This window comes from Streptomyces sp. NPDC058619 (assembly GCF_042717785.1).
Classification (GTDB): domain Bacteria; phylum Actinomycetota; class Actinomycetes; order Streptomycetales; family Streptomycetaceae; genus Streptomyces.
Genome location: NZ_JBHXQN010000042.1, coordinates 33,422 through 54,458, shown reverse-complemented (window position 1 = coordinate 54,458; position 21,037 = coordinate 33,422). Strand labels below are relative to the sequence as shown.

Genomic DNA, 21,037 nt, shown 5'->3' with positions numbered 1-21,037 from the left:
GCCCGGGCGCGGGCCGCCCGGGCGCGGGCCGCCCGGGCGCGGGCCGCCCGGGCGCGGGCCGCCCGGGTGGCTGGGTGGGCGCCGTGCCGGGCGGTGTTCTCTTTCGTTGTGGCCGTTCGCGCCGGAAGTGCGATGCGGGCGCGGGCCCCGACTCCTACCGTCGGTGCATGACGTCTTCACCCTGCTCCTCTTCCTCCCCTTCCTCCTCGTCCGGCAGCTCACCGGCGGCCTTCCTGGGCGGGCTCGGCGCGCTGCTCCTCGTCGCGGGCGGCACCGGGCTCCTCCACGAGTGGTTCGGCTTCGTCCGCTTCCTGGGGTTCCTGCGCTTCCTCATCCCCGACGGCCACGAGGTCCTCGGCTACGCCGTCGTGACCGGCCTCGGCTGTGCGGCCCTCGTGGCCGCCGGGTTCGCCCGTGTCCGGGGCGGTCGCTGACCGCGCCGGCCCGCCCCGGACGGCAACCCCCCGGCGTCCGCCCCTGTGCATCTGGCTTCCGCCGCCCTAGCATGACGGACCGTCAGATACGGGGAGGAGCCCGACGATGGATGCCGCCTTCACCGCGGAGCAGGAAGAGATACGCCGCACCCTGCGCGAAATCCTGGGCAAACGCTGCGGCCCGGACGAGGTCAAGGCCGCCGTCCGCACCGCCGCCGGACACGACCGCGAGCTGTGGCAGCAGCTCGCCCAGCGGCTCGGGCTGCCCGGTCTCGCCGTCGCCGAGGAGTACGGCGGCGTCGGCTGTACCCCCGCCGACCTGGCCCTGGCCTGTGAGGAGGCCGGGCGGGTGCTGCTGCCCTCGCCGCTGTTCGCCACCGCCGGGCTCTGCGTACCGCTGATCACCGCGCTCGGCACCGGGGCGCAGCGCTCCGCGCTGCTGCCGCCGCTCGTCGCAGGCGGGCTGACGGCCGCCCTCGCCGTACCCGGCCCGGTGCTCGCCACCGCCCTCGGGCTGACCGGCGACAACACCGACGGCGAGTGGGCCGGCGGCGGCCGGGCGGGCGGGGTCCAGGCCCGCGCCGACACCGACGGCGGCTGGCGGCTGTACGGGGAGGCGGCCCAGGTGCTCGACGGCCACAGCGCGTCGGTGCTGCTGGTCGCCGCCCACACCGGCGGCTTTTCGCGCGCCCGTACGCTGCTGTTCCTCGTACGGGAGGACGCGCCCGGCCTCGTACGCGCGCGGCAGGCCGTGCTCGACGAGACCCGGCCGCAGGCCGCCGTCCAGCTGCGGGACGTCCCGGCGCAGCTGCTCGGCGACGAGGGGGCCGACGTCGCGGCGGCCCTCGCCGCAACCGGGCGCACGGCCGCCGCGGTGCTCGCCGCCGAGGCGGTCGGCGCGGCCGGCCAGGCCCTCGCCCGGACCGTGGAGCACGTGCGCGGGCGCGAGCAGTTCGGCCGTGCGATCGGCTCCTTCCAGGCGGTCAAGCACCGGCTCGCCGACCTCTACGTCCAGGTGCAGGCGGCCCGCTCGGCCGCCTACTACGCCGCCTGGGACCCGGCGCAGGGCGGACTCGCCCTCGCCCAGGCCCTGGAGGCCCTGCGGGTGACCGCCGGCGAGTCCATCCAGCTTCACGGGGGCATCGGCTTCACCTGGGAGCACGACGCACACCTGTACTTCAAGCGGGCGGCGGCCGACGAGCTGCTGTTCGGCCCGGTCCACCGGCTGCGGGCGCACGCCGCGCACCGGGCCGGTCTCTTCAACCCGCCCGCGGGGGCGGAACCCGAGAAGGAGAAGGTGGCCGTCTGATGGCTGTGGATCCCGGAGTCGGCGTCAAGCTGATGCAGAAGGTCTCCTCGACCAGGCTGTTCGCCAAGGTCGCACCGCACTTCATCCCCGCCGTGGACAAGGCGGTGCACAAACTGACCCGCGGCAGGGTCATCCTCAGCGCGCAGATGCTGCCGGGCGTGATCCTCACCGCCAAGGGGGCCAGGACGGGGGCGCCGCGGACCACCCCGCTGGCCTGCATGCCGGAGGACGGCGGGGCGACCTGGCTGCTGATCGGTTCCAACTTCGGCCGGCCCGGGCACCCGGCGTGGACCGGGAACCTGCTCAAGCACCCGGACGCGGACGTGAGTTGGAAGGGCCAGGACATCGCGGTACGGGCCCGGCTGCTGGCGGGGGAGGAGCGGGCGGAGGCGTGGCGGGCCGCCCTGGTGTTCTGGCCGCCGTACGCGGCGTACCAGGCGCGCATCGAGCGCGAGATCCGGCTGTTCCGCCTGGAGCGTCGCTGATCACAGGCGTGCGGCGGCACGAGACCGCCCCGGGACGGCGGACCCTGGAGGGTCCGCCGTTACTTGGTGGGCTTCTTGCCCGTGATGCCGAGGTGGACGAGCAGTGCCAGGTTCGGCTTGAGCTCGGTCTGCTTGACGCCCCAGGTCTGGAACCCCTTCTGGTGCGAGGCGACCGCGGCCAGCATCGCGACGAGGGAGCCGGCCATCGCCGCGGGGCTGACGTCCTTGTCGACCTTGCCCTTGGCCTGGAGGTCCTTCACCGACTCCGTCAGGGAGTTGGTGACGGAGTTCAGGATCTTCATGCGGATCTTGTAGAAGCGCTTGTCGCCCTCGGCCGCGCCGAGGTCGACGACCCGCAGGATCGCGTCGTTGCGCCGCCAGAAGTCCAGGAAGCCCTCGACCAGTTCCTCAGCCGCCGACCACCCGGCCTTGCCGACCCAGGTGCGGCCCTCGACGAGCGACGTCAACTGGGCGCCCTCGGTGGCCATGTGCTCGGCGATCTCCAGGACGGCGCCCTCGACGTCCGGGAAGTACTGGTAGAAGGTCGCGGGGGAGGTGCCGGCCTTGCGGGCGACGTCGATCACCTTGACGTCGCGGTACGGCGAGGAGCTGAGCATCTCGCTGAGGCAGTCGAGCAGCTTCTGCCGCGTCGCCTGGCCGCGCCGGCCGGCGACACGCCCGTCGACGGTGCGTACTTGTCCTGTCATGCCGTCAGCTTACCGAGGGGTGATCGGGGCGCTATTCGGCCGCCTGCAAATGGGGTGACGAGGCCTCCGGCCAGGGCTGGAGCCGGTCCTGAGAGGCCGTGGGGCCGGGTTTCGGCCCGAGGTGGCGGCCCCGGAGGGCCGCAGCGGCCCCCGTGCCGCCCGTGCCCGCCCGTGCGAACCGGTACGGGTCCTGCGCACAGCCGGCGCCCGCCGGTTACCCGCCGGTGTCCCCCGAATAGTCTTATCAACAGGCTGTGGACAAGTTTTCGGGCGGATCATGGCGGGGAGGGGCGAAGAGGGCACGAACCGCCGCACAACGGAAGGAAACGGGCTCATGGCCGCATTCGCGGAAGGCGCACCCTGCTGGGTCGACGCCTCGCTTCCGGACGTCGAGGCGGGCAAGCGCTTCTACGGTGAGCTCTTCGGGTGGACCTTCGCCGCCGGCGCCGGCGCCCGGTACGGCCACTACACGCAGGCCTACAGCCGCGGCCGCAACGTCGCCGCCCTCGCCCCCAAGCCCGACGGCCGCATGCCCACCGTCTGGGGGATCTACCTCTACACGACCGACGCCCACGCCTGTGCCCAGCGCATCCGCGCCGCCGGCGGCCAGATGGTGATGGACCCGATGCCCGTCGGCCCGTACGGGACCGCCGCCCTGGCCGCCGACCCCGGCGGCGCCGTCTTCGGGTTGTGGCAGCCGGGTACCCACCACGGCTTCGACGTGCAGCAGGAGCCGTACACGTACTGCTGGACCGAGGTCTACACGCGGGCCCGCGACGCCGTGGACGTCTTCTACGCCAAGGTCTTCGGCTACGTCCCCCAGGACCAGGACGACGCGGGCGTCGAGTACCGCATCTGGTCCCCGCCCGGCAGCGCGCCCGGCACGCACACCGCCGTGATGGGGCGCAGCCTGATCACCGACGCCTTCCCGGAGGTCATGCCGGCGCACTTCCTCGCCTACTTCGCCGTACCGGACTGCGACGCCTCCGTGGCCGCGGTGCAGCGGCTGGGCGGCCGGGTCACCGCCGATCCGTTCGACACCCCGTACGGGAGGATCGCGGTCGTCGCCGACAATCAGGGGGCGGTCTTCGGGCTGCTCTCGGAGCCGCGCACCCGGTCCGCGGGTTAGCCGCGCGGCGCCCCGGGGCCGTCCCGGGGCCGGACCGGGCGCGGGCCTGACAGAATCGGGGTTGCGCGACCCCGGGCGGCGCCCGGGGGTGAGACGCTGCACGGGGCCCGGCCCCGGGCCGGGCTCGCGCGCGCTGGTGGAAGCGGACCCGGCGAGGGCCCGTACGGGGAGGTGTGGAGGCGAGTGGTGGAGCAGCTGACGCAGCACGACCCGAGACGGATCGGCCCCTTCGAGGTGCTGGGACGGCTCGGCGCCGGCGGCATGGGGCTGGTCTATCTCGCGCGGTCCGCGTCCGGACGGCGGGTCGCGATCAAGACGGTGCGCACCGAGCTCGCCGAGGACCAGCTGTTCCGGGTGCGCTTCACCCGCGAGGTCGAGGCCGCCCGCGCCGTCTCCGGGTTCTACACCGCCGCCGTCGTCGACGCCGACCCGCGCGCCGCCGTGCCGTGGCTGGCCACCGCCTACGTTCCGGCGCCCTCCCTGGAGGAGATCGTCAACGAGTGCGGGCCGATGCCCGCCCAGGGCGTGCGCTGGCTCGCCGCCGGGATCGCCGAGGCGCTCCAGTCCATCCACGGCGCCGGCCTCGTCCACCGCGACCTCAAGCCGTCGAACGTGCTCGTCGTCGAGGACGGGCCGCGCGTGATCGACTTCGGCATCGCGAGCGGCGTCTCCAACACCCGGCTGACGATGACGAACGTCGCCGTCGGCACCCCGGCGTACATGTCGCCGGAGCAGGCGAAGGACTCGCGCAGCGTCCGGGGCGCCAGCGACGTGTTCTCGCTCGGCTCCACCCTCGTCTTCGCCGCGACCGGGCACCCGCCGTACCACGGGGCGAACCCGGTGGAGACGGTCTTCATGCTGCTGCGCGAGGGCCCCAACCTGGAGGGGCTGCCCGACGAGCTGCGGCCGCTCATCGACTCCTGCATGCAGATGGACGCCACCCAGCGGCCGACCCCCGCCGACCTCCAGGCGCAGCTCGCCCCGCACCTCTTCGACGGCGGTGACGACAGCGGCACCGCCTCGGCGTGGCTGCCCGAGCGGGTCGTCGCGATGATCGAGGCCCGCCGGTCGGGCAACCGCACGCCCCCCGCCGCCGTGGTCCGCGCCCCCGCGCCCCGCCCCGGCGGCTCCCGCGGCCCGGATTCCGGGGCCGCTACGCACCGCCGGCCGCGCGGCGCCGAGCCGTGGGTGGACCCGCGCACCGGGCACGCCGTCCCGCAGCGCCCCCACCACCCGCCGATGGCCCCGGTGCCGTCCGGTGAGCCCGTACGGCTCGGCGGGTCCCCGGTGCCGATCGGGCCCGGGCCGCGCGCGACCGCGGCGGCCCCCGCCCGGCAGGCCGGTGCCGCGGACTCGGCCACCGGCTGGATCCGCCCGCCCGGCGGCGCCACCGCGGCCCCCTCCGTGGTGGGAGCCGTGCCGAACCCCGCTCCGGCCCCGGACAGCGGCCGCTGGCGCCCGTGGCGCTTCCGCATGTCCAACGAGGTGTGGGGCACCCCCACCGTGGCGGGCGACCTGCTGTACGTGACCTCCTTCGAGGTCCACGCCCTGGACGTGGCCAGCGGCCGCCGCCAGTTCAAGACCCGCGACGTGGCCTGGTCCATGGCCGTCTCCGAGGGCCGCATCCACGCCTCCGACGGCCCCTCCCTGTACGCGCTCGACGCCACCGACGGCTCGGAGCGGTGGCGGCTGTCCACCGAGGCCTGGGTGTACGCCCTGAGCGCGGAGCGCGGCACCGTCGTCACCGCCACGCGCGGCGGCGGCGTACAGGGCTGGGAGGCGTCCACCGGGCAGCGGCTGTGGGAGCTGTCCGGCGCCCAGACCGACTTCGAGACCCCGGAGGCGGCCCCCGTCCTCCACGACGGCACCGTGTACGTGTGGCAGGACGCCCGGCTGCGCGCCGTGGACGCCCGCAGCGGCCGTGAGTCCTGGTCGTACCCCGTCGGCGACGCGGCCGCCTGCGGGAACGTGCCCGTACGGGTCACCCCCGCCCCCGACGGCAACGTCTACGTCAGCGCCGGCACCCGGGTGCTGTCCGTGGACCGGTCCTCGGGGCGGGTCCGCTGGCACTTCGAGGCCCCGGCGGTGTTCCTGGCCGCCCCCGCGTTCGCGCCGGGGCCCGCGGTGACCGGCGGCGGCGTCTACCTCGCCGACTACCTCGGCACCGTCTACGCCCTCGACGCGGCCACCGGCAAGGACCGCTGGCGGATCGCGACGGAGTCACGGTCCTCCGCGGACCCGGTGCTGGTGGCGAACGGCAACGTGCACCTCGGGGCGGGCAGCGCGCTGTACACCCTCGACGCGGTCACCGGCACCCCGAAGTGGCGCTTCGCGGCGGGTGGCGAGATCACCGGCCTCCCGGCGGTCGCGGACGGCCGGGTGCACTTCGGATCGGCCGACCACTGCCTCTACACACTGGACGCGGCGGGCGGCCAGCTCCGCTGGAAACTGGCCACGGGCGGCGAGATCACGGGCGCCCCGGTGGCGGAGGCGGGCGTGGTCTACGCGTGCAGCAAGGACCGCTGTGTGTACGCCCTTGACGCGGCGAAGGGCACCGGAACCCGTACGGCGGGCTGACGCGACTCGGCCCCCTCCCGGTAGCGGAACGCACCGGGAGTGACAGGATGGACCCCATGAGCAACGTTTTCTTCGACATCACCATCAACGGCGCCCCCGCGGGCCGCATCGTCTTCAACCTCTTCGACGAGGTCGTCCCGAAGACCGCGCGCAACTTCCGCGAGCTGGCCACCGGCCAGAACGGCTACGGCTACGAGGGCTCCGGCTTCCACCGCGTCATCCCCCAGTTCATGCTGCAGGGCGGTGACTTCACCAACCACAACGGCACCGGCGGCAAGAGCATCTACGGCGAGAAGTTCGAGGACGAGAACTTCACGCTGAAGCACGACCGCCCGTACCTGCTGTCGATGGCGAACGCCGGCCGCAACACCAACGGCTCGCAGTTCTTCATCACCACCGTCGTCACCTCCTGGCTCGACAACAAGCACGTCGTCTTCGGCGAGGTCGTCGAGGGCCAGGCGCTGGTCGACCAGATCGAGGCCCTGGGCTCCCAGTCCGGTGCCCCCAAGGGCAAGGTCGAGATCGCGGCCTCGGGCGTCGTCGACGCCGCCTGACCCCCGCACCCCCGTGCCGGCCGGCCCCGCCCCCTCACGGGGGGCGGGGCCGCCGCCGTTACCGGCGCGGGGTGGCGGGGCGGGGCTCATGGGGGCGGGGCGGACGGGTTTACGGCTGCTGGTCCTTGGGAGGTCTCGGGCCCCAGCCGGTGGGGCCTGTGGGGCCTGAGGGGTCTGCCGGGCCCGTGGAGCCTCTGGTGTCCGTGGGTTCCGGCGGGTAGGTCTCGCGCGGGGAGCCGTCCGGGTCCTGGTGGGCGGGCGGGTACGCGCGCGGGTCCTGGTGGGACGGCGGGTACGGGGTTCCGTTCGGTGCCTCGTCCCGGCCGGCGGGCGCGTCCGCGTGGCGACGGCGGCGGGAGGGGCGGCCGCTCATCACGGCCGCGCCCAGGAGCAGCAGCGCGCCTCCGCCGAAGGCGTTGGCGAGGCCGTCCCCGAGGCCCTGCCCGTCACCGCCGACGGAGAGGCCGTCCTGGGCCTGGCCCTGGCGGACCATCCACAGCACGGCGAACCCGAGGACGACGACCCCCGCCAGCCCCATGAGCAGCCGCGACCGGAGCACGACCGCGACCAGCGCGAGGAGGGCGGCGATGAGGAAGGGCAGCAGGATCGACCCGAACAGCGGGGCCCCGTCGTCGGTGATGCCGGCGCCGGAGAACAACTCCTCGACGCGGTAGTCGCGCCCCTGGCGGCTTCCGTACCAGGCACGGAACGGGCTCCAGACGGCGGCGGCCGCGCCGATCAGCCCCAGCAGCGAACCGAGTGCGTTGCGGATCATGCCAGGCCCTTCCGGAGAGCGGCCCCGTACCGACGCTACGCCCGGGCAGCCACCGCCGCACGCGGGCGGAGCGGGGCGCCGGGGTTGCGGAGATGCCGTGCGGACGGTCTGCGCCGGGCGGGTGGCTGGTACCGTGACCCGCCGTTGTCCAGGGGGAGGGGTTTGGCCATGATGGCTGGACGTCGTACGCGGCTCACGGCCGTGCTCATCACCGTCGTCTTCGCGCTGACCGGTTTCTCGTCGACCGGCGGGAGCGGCAGCAGCGGGAAGAGCAAGAGCAGTGGTGGCGGCTGCTCCAGTTCCAAGAGCAGCAAGAAGAAGACGCACAGCGGGAGCGGAAGCGGTGGCAGCGGCAGCTCCGCGAGCGCCACGCCGTCCGCGAGCCCGAGCGGCGACCCGGCCACGGCCGTGGTCGTCTCCTGCGCCGCCGCGACCCCGCCGATCACCACGGTCAGGGTGACCTCCCGGCTCGAGCGCCGAGCCACCTTCGAGGTGGAGCTGTACCGGGAGACCGCCTCCGGCTCCGTCCTGGAGGCGAGCACCGCCCGGGTGACCCTGGAGGCACGCGCGAGCGGCACGGTCGACGTCGCCCTCAAGGAGCCGGCGCGCGCCGCCGAGGTCAAGACCTGCCGGACCGGCTCGGTCTCCGTCGTGTCCTCCTCGGCGTCCGCCACCGGCAGCCCCGCGCCCACCTCGTCCTCGGGCGGCTCCACGAGCGGGTCCACGTCGAAGCCCAAGCCGAGGGCCACCAAGCGGCGCTCCTGAACCCCGGAAGGCCCGGCCCCACTCGGCCCGGCCCGGCCCCACTCGGCCCGGCCCTGCCGTGCCCGTGCCGGCGGTCAGCGCAGCCGGTACTCCCCTCCCGGCCGCCGGGAGGCGAACAGCTCCGCCTGCCGCTCCGGCGCCAGGTTCCCGAGCGTGATCAGCGCCGGCGCCTGGTCCAGGGCCTGCCGGAGCGCGGCCCGCTTCGCGGACCACAGCGCCCGTACGGTGCCCTGCACGGCCTCCGTCGGGAAGCCGGCCAGGGTCTGCGCCGACCGGAGCGCCGCCGGAAGCAGCTCCTCGGGCGCCGTCAGCTCCGAGACGAGGCCGATCTCGTACGCCCGCCGGGCGGAGAGCCGTTCGGCCGTGCCCATCAGGGACATCCGGGCGGCCTCCCCGAAGGGCATCCGCTGCGCCATGTAGACGGCCTCGTACGCGCTGACCATGCCGTAGGCGGTGTGCGGGTCGAAGAACGTCGCGCTCTCGGAGGAGACGATGAACTCCGATTCGCCCAGCAGGTAGAAGGCCCCGCCGCACGCCATGCCGTTGACGGCGGCGACCACCGGTTTCCACAGGTCGCCCGCCTTGGGGCCGATCGCCACCAGGGGATCGTCCACCGAGTACGGGGACCCCGGCTGCGGCACGTCCACGCCCCGGTCGATGCCGGTGCAGAACGCGGCCGTCCCCGCGCCCGTCAGCACGACGGCCCGGACCGCGTCGTCGAAGCGGAACTCCTGCCACACCGCGGTCAGTTCGGCGGCCGTCTCCAGGTCGACGGCGTTGTGCCGGCGCTCCCGGTCCAGGGTGACGACCGCGACCCCGGTGGACGCGTCGCGCTCCACCCGCAGCGTCACGGCTTCTCCAGGACCCAGCGCGGCACGGCCATCGCGCCCGTCCCGGTGAACACCACCTGGACGCGCGCCCCGATGCGCAGCCGCGCCGGGTCCACCGAGTCCAGCGGGGCGTCGGCGGAGGTGACGAGGTTGCCGGCCAGCCGGATGTGCGGGGCGTCGGCGAGCTCCACGAGGATCACGTTGTACGGGGCCTGCGCGGCGTACGCGGGCAGCAGCGGCGGGTACGGGCGTACGTAGGACCAGATGCGGCCGCGGCCGCTCATCGGCCGCCACTCGCTCGCGAAGGACCGGCAGTGCGGGCAGCAGGGGCGGGGCGGGAAGCGGAGCCTTCCGCAGTCGGCGCAGGCCTGGACGCGGAGCTCGCCCCGGGCGGCGTACTCCCAGAAGGGCGCGCCGTCCTCGTCGGGCACGGGGAGCAGCAGCGCGTCGGCGGCCGGGGCGGGCGGGGTGGGCAGAGCGGGCGGGGAGCCCGTTCCCGGCACGGGCGTGGTCACGGGGGTGGTCTGGGGCGCGGTCATGGGTCGGCTCCTTCAGGCTCTCAGCAGGATCGCGGACGTCGGGACACCCTCGCCCGCCGTCACCAGGCAGGTCGCGGCGTCCGGCACCTGGGCGGTGGAGGTGCCGCGCAGCTGCTTGACGCCCTCGTTGATCAGGTTGAAGCCGTGGACGTAGGCCTCGCTCAGCCCGCCGCCCCCGGTGTTGATCGGGAGCCGGCCGCCCATCTCCAGCGCGCTGCCCTCGGTGAAGGCGGCGCCCTCGCCGCGCCCGCAGAAGCCGTAGCCCTCCAGGGAGAGCGGGATGAGCGGGGTGAAGGCGTCGTAGATCTGGGCGACGTCCACGTCCTGCGGGCCGAAGTCGGCCTGCTTCCACAGGTGCCGGGCGGCCGTCCAGGCGGGCCCGGTCAGCGGGTCGTCGTTCCAGTAGTTGACCATCCCGTGGTGCTGGGCGGGCAGGCCCTGGGCGGCGGAGTGGACGTAGACGGGCTTCTGGCGGCAGTCACGGGCGCGTTCGGCGGAGACGATCACGCAGGCCAGCGCGCCGTCGGTCTCCAGGCAGTTGTCGAAGAGGCAGAGCGGGTCGCTGATCATGCGGGAGGTCATGTACATCTCGCGGGTCAGCGGGCGCTCGTACATCATCGCGGCCGGGTTCTCGTTGGCCCGGTTGCGGCAGGCCATCGCCACGTTGAAGAGGTGGTCGCGGGTGGCGCCGTACTCGTGCATGTAGCGGCGGGCCAGCATGCCGATCTCGTCGGCGGGGCGCAGCAGGCCGAAGGGCCGGGTCCACTGCCCGGGGGTGGGCAGCTGGACGGCGGTGTTCTTCCAGGGGCGCGGCCCGGAGCCGCGCTTGCGCGAGCGCCAGGCGACGCCGACGGAGGCCTGGCCGGTGGCGACGGCGGCCGCGAGGTGGCCGACGGTGGCGCAGGAACCGCCGCCGCCGTAGCCGATCTTGGAGAAGAAGGTGACGTCACCGGCGCCGATGGCCTTGGCCACCTCGACCTCGTCGGTCTCCTCCATGGTGTACGAGGAGAACGCGTCGACCTCGGCGGGATCCATGCCCGCGTCGGCCAGTGCCGCCAGAATGGCCCGGCAGGCCAGTTCCTTCTCGGACTGCGGCAGTTGTCTGGCAAAGGCGGTCTGGCCGATGCCGACTATCGCCGTAGCGTCCTTGAGCGTTGCCGCCATCGCCACCTCCGGGTGCACCAGTACTGACAGCCGCGAAGGCTACAGCTAATCTGACGGATAGTCAGCTACTGGTGTCGGGGAGGGCGGACGATGGACGAGGGCGCGAACGAAGAGCTGCACGGGGGCCCGAGCGACGGCCTGCGTGACGGCCCGCGCGACGGCCTGCGCGAAGACCGGTACGAAGACCCGGGCGCGCCCCCGCGCGGACCCGCCGCCCGGGACCCCCGCGCGGGACTGGCTCGGCCCACCCGGCCCACCGGGGCCACCGGCGGCCGGGGCGAGGCCGGCGCGGGTCCGGGCCGCGACAACGGGGGCTCGGGCGAGGCCGCCGCAGGTCCTGACGGGCACGACGGCGGCCCCGGCGGGGATCCGCGGGGCGACCTGCGCTGGGGCAGCATCGCGCGGCTGGTCAGGGAGTCCGCCGCCCGGTACGCCGACCGCGAGGCCGTCGTCGACGGCCGCACGCGGATCAGCTACGCCCAGCTCGGCGAACGCGTCGAGCGCGCCGCGGCCGCCTGCGCCGCCGCCGGGGTCGAGCCCGGCGACCGGGTCGCCGTCTGGGCGCCCAACACCCTCGAATGGATCGTCTCCGCCCTCGGTGCCGTCTCGGCGGGCGCCGTGCTCGTCCCCCTGAACACCCGCTTCAAGGGCGCCGAAGCCGCGTACGTCCTCCGGCGCAGCCGCGCCCGGCTGCTCTTCGTCACCGGCACCTTCCTCGGCACCTCGTACGTCGCCTCCCTGCGCCGCGCCGCCGCCGACGGCCCCGGCGCCGGGCCGCTGCCCGGGCTGCCGCACCTGGAACAGGTCGTGGTCCTCGCCGACGACGCCCCCGACTCCTTCCGCACCTGGAAGGACTTCCTCGCGGGCGGGGACACCGTGAGCGCCGAAGCCGTCCGCGAGCGCGCCGAGGCAATCCCCTCCGACGCCCCCTCCGACATCATCTTCACCTCCGGCACCACCGGCAGCCCCAAGGGCGCCGTCATCACCCACGCCCAGTCCCTGCGCTGCTACGCCGTCTGGAGCGAGCTCGCCGGACTGCGCGAGGGCGACCGCTATCTGATCGTGAACCCCTTCTTCCACACCTTCGGCTACAAGGCCGGGATCATCGCCTGCCTGATGCGTGGGGCCACGATGATCCCGCAGCCCGTCTTCAACGTGGACACCGTCCTCGCCAACGTCGCCGCCGAGCGGATATCCGTGCTCCCCGGGCCGCCCACCCTCCACCAGTCGCTCCTCGACCACCCCCAGCGCGACCACCACGACCTGTCCGCCCTGCGCCTCGTCGTCACCGGAGCGGCCGTGGTCCCGCTCCAGCTCGTCGAACGGCTCCGCGGCGAGCTGCACATCGCCACCGTCCTCACCGCCTACGGGCTCTCCGAGGCCAGCGGCATCGTCACCATGTGCCGCCGCGCCGACCCGGCCCGCGTCATCGCCGAAACCTCCGGCCGGCCCATCCCCGGCACCGAGCTGCGCATCGCCGGCCCCGACGGCACGCCGCAGCCCGCCGGGACGGCGGGTGAGGTGTGGGTACGCGGACACCACGTCATGCGGGGCTACTTCGAGGACGCCGCCGAGACGGCGGCGGCCGTCACCCCCGAGGGCTGGCTGCGCACCGGCGACGTCGGAGTCCTGGACAGGGGCGGGAACCTGCGCATCACCGACCGGATCAAGGACATGTTCATCGTCGGCGGCTTCAACGCCTACCCCGCCGAGATCGAGCAGCTCCTCGGCCTCCACCCGGACATCGCGGACGTCGCGGTGGTCGGCGTGCCCGACCCGCGCCTCGGCGAGGTCGGCAAGGCGTACGCCGTCCGCCGCCCCGGCTCCACCCTCACCTCCGACGACCTGATCGCCTGGTCCCGGCGCGAGATGGCCAACTACAAGGTCCCGCGCGCCGTGGAGTTCGTCGCCGAACTGCCCCGCAACGCGAGCGGCAAGGTCCTCAAACGGGAACTCCGCACCCGCCGGGACCCGGGGGCGGCGGTCTAGGGGTGTGGTGACAGTGCTGCTCCCAGGGGCCCGGCGTGCTCCACCGTCCGCTACGCGGCCGTGTGCCAGGGGCATCCGGACGGGTGAAAGCGTCGACGGTTTCGTGGGGTCGTCGCGGGCGCCGCCGCCCTCTCCGGTCCCACCCGTCCGCACCATCCGCACGGGATTGCGGCATACTCTGCGTGTCCACATGGACACTCACTGTGATTGCCCGACGGAAGGACCCGTCCATGAGCGAGCCGCAGGCCACCGAGCAGCAGATCCGCGAGGCCTTCTCCGCCGCCGCGCCCATCATCCTGGCCCCCGGTCCCAAGGAGCCGCCCACCCAGACCCCGCCAACCCCGAACGACATCTGGGAGCTGCCGGGCGGTACCGCCTGGGTGTACTACGCCGAGGGCAGCAACCGGCTGACCAGGCCCGTGATCGCCGCCGACGGCTTCAACGTGGGGCCGAGCAGCATCGAGATGCTGTGGCAGGGCCTGGACTGGGGGCAGTACGCCTTCTTCAGTGAGCTGCGCCGCCGCGGGCACGACCTGATCGTCCTCGGCTTCCACGAGCGCAGCGCCGCGATCCAGCGGAACGCGGACACCGTGATCGCAGCGATCCTCCAGGCCGTCGCCACGCGGGAGGGTGACCACCGGCTCGCCGTCGGCGGCTTCAGCATGGGCGGCCTCGTCACCCGCTACGCCCTCACCAAGATGGAGCACGAGCGGATCGACCACCAGACCGGCCTCTACTGGTCGTACGACACCCCGCACCGCGGCGCCTGGATCCCCCTCGGCCTCCAGGCGTTCGCGCACTACTCGCGGAAGCTCAACGACGGCTTCTCGAACCAGATCAACAGCCCGGCCGCCCGGCAGCTGCTGGCCCTCCACATCGAGGAGTGGGACGGCAAGCCCCGCCAGGACGAACTGCGCGAACAGCTCCTCGCCGAGCTGGACCGGATGGGCAACTGGCCCGCGATCCCCCTGAAGATCGGCGTCGCCAACGGCGTCGCGACCGGTCAGGGCAACGGCATCAAGCCCGGCGGCCACGCGGTCGAGGGCAAGGGCCTGACCATCCTGGGAACCCACCTCTACGCGCAGCGCAGCGGCGACAACCAGCTCGTCGCGAACCTGCGGCTGGTGACCCCGCCGCCGGCCAAGGAGGTGCGGACCGACGGCCTGCCCGAGATCGACGGGGCCCCCGGCGGCACTCTGGAGGGCTTCGGCATCCTGGCCGACAAGCTCAACGAGCTGCCCCCGTTCCTCGGGTTCAAGACCAACGCCCCCATCCGGCACCACGCGTTCGTGCCCTCCGTCAGTGCCGTCGCCGTCCGCGACGTGACCACCGACGCCGACCTGTACGTCGACATCCACGGCCTCGCGCCGGAGTCGAGCGAACTCGACGACTTCCGGCTCGCCTCGCAGAACCAGCCGCACACCCTGATGACCGCGGAACTCGGTGGCTGGATCGTCGAGCAGATCGAGAACCTCGGCTAAGGCCACGATGCCGGTGCCCGCGGACCGCGTCCGCAACCGGAGCGGGCCCGGCGACCGTGGTCGCGACCGTGCTGGTCGCCGCCTTCATCTAGGGGTGGTGACCAGCGCTTTCACCACACCCCCGGCCGGCCGGTTTCCGGGCCAGGACGAGGCGCCAGCGCGGGGCGCCGCCGGGGAGGCGGCCGAAGGGTTCCAGCGGGGCCGTCTCCACGGTGAAGCCCGCCGCCTCCAGGTCGGCGCGGACCGGGCCCAGGGGGAACGTCCGGTAGTACATGACGAACGGCGGCCGCCAAAGGGCGTTGCGCACCCGCATCGCCGCGTCGAAGCCCGCCAGCGCCCACCACGCGGGGTGGCGGAGCGGGATCGGCGCGCCGATCGGGAAGGCGAACAGGCCGCCCGGGCGGAGCGCGCCGTGCACCCCGGCGAAGAGAGCCGGCCGCTCGGCCGGCAGGAAGTGTCCGAAGGCCCCGAAGCTCACCGCCAGGTCGTACGCGTCCCCGAGCCCTGACGGCAGCGCCAGCGCGTCGGCCCGTACGAAGTCCACCCGCTCGTCCGGATGCGCCCGCCGGGCCTGCGCCAGCATGCCCGCACTGAGGTCGACCCCGGTCACCCGCTCCCGGCAGAGCCGGCGCAGCATGCCGATCGCGGCGCCTGTCCCGCAGCAGAGGTCCAGCCCGGCGCCGAAGGAGCCCTCCCGCGCGGCGAGGGCCTCCTCGACGGCGTCGAGCATCCGGTCGGGGGTGCGGAAGGGGGTGTGGTCGAACTTCGGCGCGAGGAGGTCGTAACCGCGCTCGACGGAGGAAAACGCCTGCACGGCGAGTTCGCGGACGCTCGGCCCCTGGGAGGTGAACACCCCCCCAGCGTAGTGACCGGCCCTGCCCGGCGGGTCCTGTGACCCGGACCGGCGCCGTCCGTACGCGGGATGCCGCCGGCCGCCCGCATCCGGGTCCGGACATGGGCGTGCGGCGGTCGCGATGGCTCCCCCTCCGGGCCACCGCGACCGCCGTCCCCCCCCGTTGTCCCCCGTAAGTCCTCTTAAGCTCTCGTGCCGCGTGCCGTGTCCGCCCGGGTTACGGGCGGGGGCCGGACGCGTGGTTGTCCAGCGTCTGGATCTGCTCCTCCGCGGGCTGGCTACCGTCGAGCGGTACCTCCGCGGGCTGTGCCGCGGGCCTCTCCAGCGGCTTGATCTCGACGCCCGAGGCGTGGTTGTCGAGCGGCACGATGTTCTCGTTCGTCGTCATCGGATCTCCTGATGGGTGGGTAGGGCCCGTTCGGCGATTCCCCCGCGGACCGCCGAACGGGTGGTCCTCCAACCGACCCTCCAGTCCCCCCGGCGCGGCGGGTCGATGCACTAATCGTGCCGGGCGGCGATAAACGAACGATGAACGTCCCGTTCATCGCCCGGCGGCGCAGGTCAGGGCCGCTTCCGGGCGTACGGGTCCGGCGCCGGACCGGTCAGGCGCCGGCCCGGTCAGGCGGCGATCTCGGGGTCCAGCAGCGCCCGTACCTCGGACAGCTCCGCGGAGTCCAGCTGTTCGAAGACCGCCTCGGCGTCCCGCCAGCAGGCCCGCGCCCGGTCCGACTGGCCCAGCCGCAGCAGCGCCTTGCCCAGCACCGTCAGCACGGTGGCCCGGCGCCACTCCCCGCCGATCCCGCGCAGCGCGATGGCCTGCTCGGCGTGCGAGGCGGCCAGCGTCGGCCGGCGCGCGGCCAGATGGGCCTCGGCGAGCCGGAAGTGCGTCACGCCCTCCCACAGGGGCTGGCGGTTGTCGTGGAACAGCGACAGTGCCTCGGTGAGCTGTGCCAGGGCCTCGCCGAGCCGGCCCGCCTGGGTGAGCGCGATGCCCAGCGCGTAGCGGCCGTTGGCCAGGCGCAGGGTCAGGCCCATCCGGTCGTAGACGGCGATGCCCTGCCGGGCGAGGTCGATCGCGCTCGTCAGGCGGCCCAGCTCCACGTGGATGCGGGAGAGGTTGCACAGGGCGCTCGCCTCGCCGATGTGGTTGCCGTCGGCGCGGAAGTTCTCTATGGCCTCCAGCAGGTAGCGCTCGCCGTCCGCGTGGCGGCCCTGGTAGAGGGCGATGATCCCGCGGTCGTTGGGCGCCCAGCAGCTGGGCAGCGGGTCGCCGGCCGCGCGGGCGAGCGCGGTGGCCTGCCGGGCCTCCTCGTCCGCCTCGGCGAACCGGCCGGCGACGAGGTGGGTGTTGGTGAGGGTGGTGCGGGCCCGGCCCTCGGCGCGGGGGTCGCCGGCGCCGTGCGCGGCGTCGCGCAGGGCGGTCGCGGCCGACTCGTACTGCTTGGAGTTGGCGCCGGACTCGGCGAGGTCCTTGGCCGCCCACAGCAGGTCCACGGCCCGGCGCAGGACCCGCGTCCCGTCGCGGTCCTGGCGTACGGCGCCCTGCCGGACGCAGGCCAGCAGCGGGTCGGCCTCGGCGTACAGCCAGTCCAGCGCGGCGCGCGGATCGGTGAAGACCAGCCCGGGGTGGCGGGTGGCGGACAGGTGCGCGGGCAGCCGGTCGCCGGGGCGCTCCAGGGCGTACACCCCGGAGGCGGTGGCCAGGTAGAAGTCCAGCAGCCGGTCGAGGGCGGCCTCGCGTCCGCTCGGGGGCTGCTCGTCGCGCTCGGCGCACGCACGCGCGTAGAGGCGTACGAGGTCGTGGAAGCGGTAGCGGCCGGGAGCGGCGGATTCGAGCAGGGAGCAGTCGACTAAAGCCTCCAGGAGGTCCTCGGTGTCCTGCTCGGGCAGGTCGAGGACGGCGGCGGAGGCGGCGAGGGAGATGTCGGGGCCGTCGGCGAGGCCCAGGAGGCGGAAGGCGCGCTGCTGGGCGGGCTCCAGCTGGCCGTAGCCCAGCTCGAACGTGGCCTTGACGGCGAGGTCGCCGGCCTGGAGCTCGTCGAGGCGGCGGCGCTCGTCGGCGAGCTTCGCGGCGAGGACGGACACGGTCCAGGTGCGGCGGGCGGCGAGCCGGGAGGCCGCGATGCGGATGGCGAGCGGCAGGAAGCCGCAGGCGCCGACCACGTCGAGGGCGGCCTGGCGTTCGGCGCCGACGCGCTCGGCGCCGACGATCCGGGTGAACAGCTGGAGGGCCTCCTCGGGGCTCATCACGTCGAGGTCGACGAGGTGGGCTCCGGCGAGGCCCGCCATGCGGACGCGGCTGGTGACGAGCGCGGCGCAGCCCGCGGTGCCGGGCAGCAGCGGGCGGACCTGGGCTGCGTCGCGGGCGTTGTCGAGGAGGACCAGGACGCGGCGGCCGTCGAGGGTCGAGCGGTAGAGCGCGGCCCGCTCGGCGGGGGAGTCGGGGATGGCGGTGTCGGGGGTGCCGAGCGCGCGCAGGAAGGAGCCGAGGACGGCGACGGGTTCGGCGGGGCGCGGCTCGGTGCCCTGGAGGTCGACGTACAGCTGGCCGTCGGGGAAGTGCGGGCGGGCGGCGTGGGCCACGTGCACGGCGAGGGTGGTCTTGCCGACGCCGCCGATCCCGGCGAGCGCGGAGACGGCCATGACCTGGCCCGCGCCGGCGGTGCCGGACAGGATGCTGCCGAGTTCGTCGACGAAGCTGCTGCGGCCGGTGAAGTCGGCGACGGTGGCGGGCAACTGGGCGGGCCTTACCTGGACGGACGCCGCTGCGGGCGCCGGGTCCTCGGCGCGGGCGAGGTCGGCGTCGGCGTTGAGGATGCGCTGCTGGAGCGCGGAGAGCTCGGAGCAGGGGTCGACGCCGAGCTCGTCGGCGAGGAGCCGGCGGGTGTCGGCGTACACGGCGAGGGCCTCGGCCTGGCGGCCGCTGCGGTAGAGGGCGAGCATCAGCAGCTCGCGCAGGCGCTCGCGCAGCGGGTGCGCGGCGGTCAGCGCGGTGAGCTCGGACACCGCCTCGGCGTGCTGGCCGACCTCTAGGTCGAGGTCGAGCCGGGTCTCCACGAGCTGGAGCCGCCATTCCGCGAGCCGGGTCCGCTCGGTCTCCGCGTGCGGCCCGGGGACCGCGGCGAGGGGCTCGCCGTCCCACAGGTCCAGGGCGCGGGCCAGCAGCGTACGGGCGAGGCCGCGGTCCCCGGCGGTACGGGCCGTCTCGGCTTCGGCGGCCAGGGCGCGGGCCACGCCGAGGTCGAGGGTGGCGGTGGAGCGCAGGCGGATGGCGTAGCCGCCGGACTCGGTGACGAGCAGCCCGGGGTCGAGGACCTTGCGGAGGCGGGAGGCGTACGTACGGATGGTGGCGAGGGCCTGCTGGGGCGGGTCATCGCCCCAGATGGCGTCGATCAGCTCGGGCGCGGTGGCGGTGCGGCCGTCGCGGAGCAGGAGCGCGGCGAGCAGGGCGCGCTGCTGGGGGGTACCGGAGGGCAGCGCCTCGGCGCCGCGCCAGGCCCGGACGGGGCCGAGGACGGCGAACCGGGACCCGGGGACAGGGGTTGGGGGGGCCTCGGGAGCGGCGGCGCCGGTTCCGGGGGCGGTGGCGGCGTGGGCGGCGGGGCCTCCGGCGGGCGTGGCGGGGCCCGCTCCGGCCGTCGCGGGGCCGGAACCGGCGGGGCGGGCTCTGCCGACTGCGGGCCGGGTGGCTTGGGAACGGGCGGCGGCGTGGGTGGCGGCGGCCGTGGTCCCGGCGCCGACGGCCGTGGCCCCGGCGCCGGTGGCCGCGGGGCTGGTGCCCGCGGAGCCGGTCCGGGCCGCCTCGGGGTGGTTCCGCGGCTGCGGGATGGCCGGTACGCCGTCCATCTGTCGTCCCCCCTGCCTTCCGTGGTTGTAAGGGCCAGTCTGCCCTGTGTCGCGCGCACACGTCAGCCCGTCACGTGCCGATCCGCGTCCAACTAGCTGACGGTTCGTCAGATGGGCGCTACCGTATGAGTCATGGAGACCTTCCCGAAGATCATCTCGGTGGACGACCACACGGTTGAGCCCCCCCACGTCTGGCGGGACCGGCTCCCGTCCAAGTACCAGGACGCCGGCCCCCGGGTCGTCCGCGCCCCGCTGAAGGAAATGACCTTCCTCGGCGGGAAGTTCGCCCCCGTCATGGGGGCCAGGGGCGACGACGGCCCGATCGGCGACTGGTGGGTGTACGAGGACCTGCACCGCCCGCTCACCCGGCTGGACACGGCCGTCGGGTACGACCGCGACGAGATCAAACTGGAAGTCATCACCTACGAGCAGATGCGCCCGGGGTCCTTCTCGGTTCCCGAACGGCTCGCGGACATGGACGTCAACCACGTCCAGTCGGCGCTCTGCTTCCCCACCTTCCCGCGCTTCTGCGGCCAGACCTTCACCGAGGCCAAGGACCGGGAGCTGGGACTCCTCGGCGTACGGGCCTACAACGACTGGATGGTGGAGGAGTGGTGCGGCCCCGACGCCCACGGCCGGCTCATCCCCCTCACCCTGGTCCCGCTGTGGGACGCCCGCCTCGCCGCCGCGGAGGTCCGCCGCAACGCCGCCCGGGGCGTGCGTGCCGTCGCCTTCTCCGAGATACCCCCGCACCTGGGCCTGCCGTCCATCCACACGGACGACTGGGACCCCTTCCTGGAGGCGTGCAACGAGACCGGCACGGTCATCGCCATGCACATCGGCTCCTCCTCCCGCATGCCGTCCACCTCGGCGGACGCCCCGCCGGCGGTCGGGTCCACCATCACCTTCGCCAACTGCTGCTTCTCGATGGTCGACTGGCTGATGAGCGGCAAGTTCGAGCGCTTCCCCAACCTGAAGATCATGTACGCGGAGGGCCAGATCGGCTGGATCCCGTACATCCTGGAGCGCGCGAACGTGGTCTGGGAGGAGAACCGCGGCTGGGGCGGGGTCGCCGACAAGGTCCTGCGCCCGCCGTCGGAGCTCTTCGCCGAGCACGTCTTCGGCTGCTTCTTCGACGACGCCTTCGGCCTGAAGAACCTGGACGCGATCGGCGTCGGCAACGTCCTGTACGAGACGGACTACCCGCACTCGGACTCGACGTGGCCCAAGTCCCGCGAGGTCGGCGAGGCCCAGATGGGCCACCTCGCCCCGGACGTGGTGGACCGCATCGTCCGCGGCAACGCGATCGACCTCCTGTCCCTCACCCAGGACGGCCTGTGGCCGGGGCCGGGGGCGTGAGACGGGCCTGATCCCGGGCAACGCCCGACCGCTGCCCGCGCAGGCGCCCGAGCGGGCTGCGGGTCTCGATACCGCCTCCCGCGGTGGGGACCGGACGGCGCGCACGGTGGACCTCGCCGGCCTGCCTCCCTGTCGCGGAGGCGGCTGGTCGTGCACGGGGAGCCGGAGTTGGCGGCGTTGCCGCTGCGGGCGCTGACGAGCGGGTCGTGTTGGAGGGCCCGCTCCTGCTACGGTCACCCGT

The 21,037-nt window shown here is 74.3% G+C and carries 18 protein-coding genes; 10 read left to right on the top strand and 8 right to left on the bottom strand.

Annotated elements, in window-relative coordinates; genetic code table 11:
• Positions 1–167: 167 nt before the first annotated feature.
• From ACFWTC_RS29390 to ACFWTC_RS29380, 3 genes are all read left to right on the top strand, one after another.
• Positions 168–434 (top strand): hypothetical protein, encoded by a 267-nt coding sequence (locus ACFWTC_RS29390; RefSeq protein ID WP_383921584.1) that lies wholly within the window; start codon positions 168–170, stop codon positions 432–434.
• 106 nt (positions 435–540) lie between these two features.
• Positions 541–1,743: an acyl-CoA dehydrogenase family protein gene (locus ACFWTC_RS29385; RefSeq protein WP_383921587.1), complete on the top strand. Its 1,203-nt coding sequence runs from the start codon at positions 541–543 to the stop codon at positions 1,741–1,743.
• Positions 1,743–2,228, top strand: a complete 486-nt coding sequence (locus ACFWTC_RS29380) for a nitroreductase family deazaflavin-dependent oxidoreductase (RefSeq protein WP_383921590.1) — start codon at positions 1,743–1,745, stop codon at positions 2,226–2,228. The genes ACFWTC_RS29385 and ACFWTC_RS29380 overlap by 1 nt, the downstream gene beginning before the upstream one ends.
• 59 nt (positions 2,229–2,287) lie before the next feature.
• Here the strand turns inward: ACFWTC_RS29380 and ACFWTC_RS29375 are convergent, their stop codons facing one another.
• Positions 2,288–2,935, bottom strand: coding sequence for a TetR family transcriptional regulator (locus tag ACFWTC_RS29375; RefSeq protein WP_383921593.1), 648 nt, complete (start codon positions 2,933–2,935; stop codon positions 2,288–2,290).
• Between the two features lie 334 nt (positions 2,936–3,269).
• Between ACFWTC_RS29375 and ACFWTC_RS29370 the strand changes: the two genes are divergently transcribed.
• The 3 genes from ACFWTC_RS29370 (at position 3,270) to ACFWTC_RS29360 (ending at position 7,195) form a co-directional block, all read left to right on the top strand.
• Entirely contained in the window at positions 3,270–4,064 is a 795-nt protein-coding gene (locus ACFWTC_RS29370; RefSeq protein ID WP_384028501.1) for a VOC family protein, read from the top strand.
• Between the two features lie 183 nt (positions 4,065–4,247).
• On the top strand, positions 4,248–6,641 hold the full coding sequence (locus ACFWTC_RS29365; protein WP_383921599.1) for a PQQ-binding-like beta-propeller repeat protein: 2,394 nt from the start codon (positions 4,248–4,250) through the stop codon (positions 6,639–6,641).
• A gap of 56 nt (positions 6,642–6,697) precedes the next feature.
• Positions 6,698–7,195 (top strand): peptidylprolyl isomerase, encoded by a 498-nt coding sequence (locus ACFWTC_RS29360; protein ID WP_383921602.1) that lies wholly within the window; start codon positions 6,698–6,700, stop codon positions 7,193–7,195.
• A 109-nt stretch (positions 7,196–7,304) separates the two neighbouring features.
• Here the strand turns inward: ACFWTC_RS29360 and ACFWTC_RS29355 are convergent, their stop codons facing one another.
• Entirely contained in the window at positions 7,305–7,970 is a 666-nt protein-coding gene (locus ACFWTC_RS29355; RefSeq protein ID WP_383921605.1) for a hypothetical protein, read from the bottom strand.
• A 168-nt stretch (positions 7,971–8,138) separates the two neighbouring features.
• Here ACFWTC_RS29355 and ACFWTC_RS29350 point away from each other — a divergent pair, with 168 nt between their 5' ends.
• Complete coding sequence (locus ACFWTC_RS29350) at positions 8,139–8,735, top strand: hypothetical protein (protein WP_384028503.1); 597 nt, start codon at positions 8,139–8,141, stop codon at positions 8,733–8,735.
• A gap of 74 nt (positions 8,736–8,809) precedes the next feature.
• On the opposite strand, the gene ACFWTC_RS29345 is transcribed toward ACFWTC_RS29350, so the two are convergent.
• The 3 genes from ACFWTC_RS29345 to ACFWTC_RS29335 form a co-directional block, all read right to left on the bottom strand.
• Positions 8,810–9,586 (bottom strand): enoyl-CoA hydratase/isomerase family protein, encoded by a 777-nt coding sequence (locus ACFWTC_RS29345; protein ID WP_383921610.1) that lies wholly within the window; start codon positions 9,584–9,586, stop codon positions 8,810–8,812.
• The gene (locus ACFWTC_RS29340; RefSeq protein ID WP_383921698.1) at positions 9,583–10,008 is read right to left on the bottom strand and encodes a Zn-ribbon domain-containing OB-fold protein; all 426 of its coding nucleotides are present in this window, start codon (positions 10,006–10,008) and stop codon (positions 9,583–9,585) included. Before ACFWTC_RS29340 ends, ACFWTC_RS29345 begins: the two co-directional genes overlap by 4 nt.
• A gap of 108 nt (positions 10,009–10,116) precedes the next feature.
• Positions 10,117–11,268, bottom strand: coding sequence for a lipid-transfer protein (locus ACFWTC_RS29335; RefSeq protein ID WP_384028505.1), 1,152 nt, complete (start codon positions 11,266–11,268; stop codon positions 10,117–10,119).
• Positions 11,269–11,358: 90 nt separating this feature from the next.
• Between ACFWTC_RS29335 and ACFWTC_RS29330 the strand changes: the two genes are divergently transcribed.
• Both ACFWTC_RS29330 and ACFWTC_RS29325 read left to right on the top strand, forming a co-directional pair.
• Positions 11,359–13,257, top strand: coding sequence for a FadD3 family acyl-CoA ligase (locus ACFWTC_RS29330; RefSeq protein WP_383921615.1), 1,899 nt, complete (start codon positions 11,359–11,361; stop codon positions 13,255–13,257).
• Positions 13,258–13,487: 230 nt separating this feature from the next.
• Positions 13,488–14,738, top strand: coding sequence for an esterase/lipase family protein (locus tag ACFWTC_RS29325; RefSeq protein ID WP_383921617.1), 1,251 nt, complete (start codon positions 13,488–13,490; stop codon positions 14,736–14,738).
• An 88-nt stretch (positions 14,739–14,826) separates the two neighbouring features.
• On the opposite strand, the gene ACFWTC_RS29320 is transcribed toward ACFWTC_RS29325, so the two are convergent.
• From ACFWTC_RS29320 to ACFWTC_RS29310, 3 genes are all read right to left on the bottom strand, one after another.
• Complete coding sequence (locus tag ACFWTC_RS29320; protein ID WP_383921620.1) at positions 14,827–15,591, bottom strand: class I SAM-dependent methyltransferase; 765 nt, start codon at positions 15,589–15,591, stop codon at positions 14,827–14,829.
• Positions 15,592–15,808: 217 nt separating this feature from the next.
• Positions 15,809–15,979, bottom strand: coding sequence for a hypothetical protein (locus tag ACFWTC_RS29315; RefSeq protein WP_383921623.1), 171 nt, complete (start codon positions 15,977–15,979; stop codon positions 15,809–15,811).
• A gap of 230 nt (positions 15,980–16,209) precedes the next feature.
• On the bottom strand, positions 16,210–19,437 hold the full coding sequence (locus ACFWTC_RS29310) for a BTAD domain-containing putative transcriptional regulator (RefSeq protein ID WP_383921626.1): 3,228 nt from the start codon (positions 19,435–19,437) through the stop codon (positions 16,210–16,212).
• Between the two features lie 132 nt (positions 19,438–19,569).
• Between ACFWTC_RS29310 and ACFWTC_RS29305 the strand changes: the two genes are divergently transcribed.
• Positions 19,570–20,796, top strand: coding sequence for an amidohydrolase family protein (locus ACFWTC_RS29305; protein WP_383921629.1), 1,227 nt, complete (start codon positions 19,570–19,572; stop codon positions 20,794–20,796).
• Positions 20,797–21,037: the final 241 nt, after the last annotated feature.

Bases quoted from the DNA above. Each gene is read 5' to 3' on its own strand.
- ACFWTC_RS29310 (WP_383921626.1), bottom strand. From the start codon at position 19,437: ATGGACGGCGTACCGGCCATCCCGCAGCCGCGGAACCACCCCGAGGCG.
- ACFWTC_RS29380 (WP_383921590.1), top strand. From the start codon at position 1,743: ATGGCTGTGGATCCCGGAGTCGGCGTCAAGCTGATGCAGAAGGTCTCC.
- ACFWTC_RS29375 (WP_383921593.1), bottom strand. From the start codon at position 2,935: ATGACAGGACAAGTACGCACCGTCGACGGGCGTGTCGCCGGCCGGCGC.
- ACFWTC_RS29330 (WP_383921615.1), top strand. From the start codon at position 11,359: ATGGACGAGGGCGCGAACGAAGAGCTGCACGGGGGCCCGAGCGACGGC.
- ACFWTC_RS29370 (WP_384028501.1), top strand. From the start codon at position 3,270: ATGGCCGCATTCGCGGAAGGCGCACCCTGCTGGGTCGACGCCTCGCTT.
- ACFWTC_RS29335 (WP_384028505.1), bottom strand. From the start codon at position 11,268: ATGGCGGCAACGCTCAAGGACGCTACGGCGATAGTCGGCATCGGCCAG.
- ACFWTC_RS29325 (WP_383921617.1), top strand. From the start codon at position 13,488: ATGAGCGAGCCGCAGGCCACCGAGCAGCAGATCCGCGAGGCCTTCTCC.
- ACFWTC_RS29305 (WP_383921629.1), top strand. From the start codon at position 19,570: ATGGAGACCTTCCCGAAGATCATCTCGGTGGACGACCACACGGTTGAG.
- ACFWTC_RS29350 (WP_384028503.1), top strand. From the start codon at position 8,139: ATGATGGCTGGACGTCGTACGCGGCTCACGGCCGTGCTCATCACCGTC.
- ACFWTC_RS29360 (WP_383921602.1), top strand. From the start codon at position 6,698: ATGAGCAACGTTTTCTTCGACATCACCATCAACGGCGCCCCCGCGGGC.
- ACFWTC_RS29315 (WP_383921623.1), bottom strand. From the start codon at position 15,979: ATGACGACGAACGAGAACATCGTGCCGCTCGACAACCACGCCTCGGGC.
- ACFWTC_RS29385 (WP_383921587.1), top strand. From the start codon at position 541: ATGGATGCCGCCTTCACCGCGGAGCAGGAAGAGATACGCCGCACCCTG.
- ACFWTC_RS29355 (WP_383921605.1), bottom strand. From the start codon at position 7,970: ATGATCCGCAACGCACTCGGTTCGCTGCTGGGGCTGATCGGCGCGGCC.
- ACFWTC_RS29390 (WP_383921584.1), top strand. From the start codon at position 168: ATGACGTCTTCACCCTGCTCCTCTTCCTCCCCTTCCTCCTCGTCCGGC.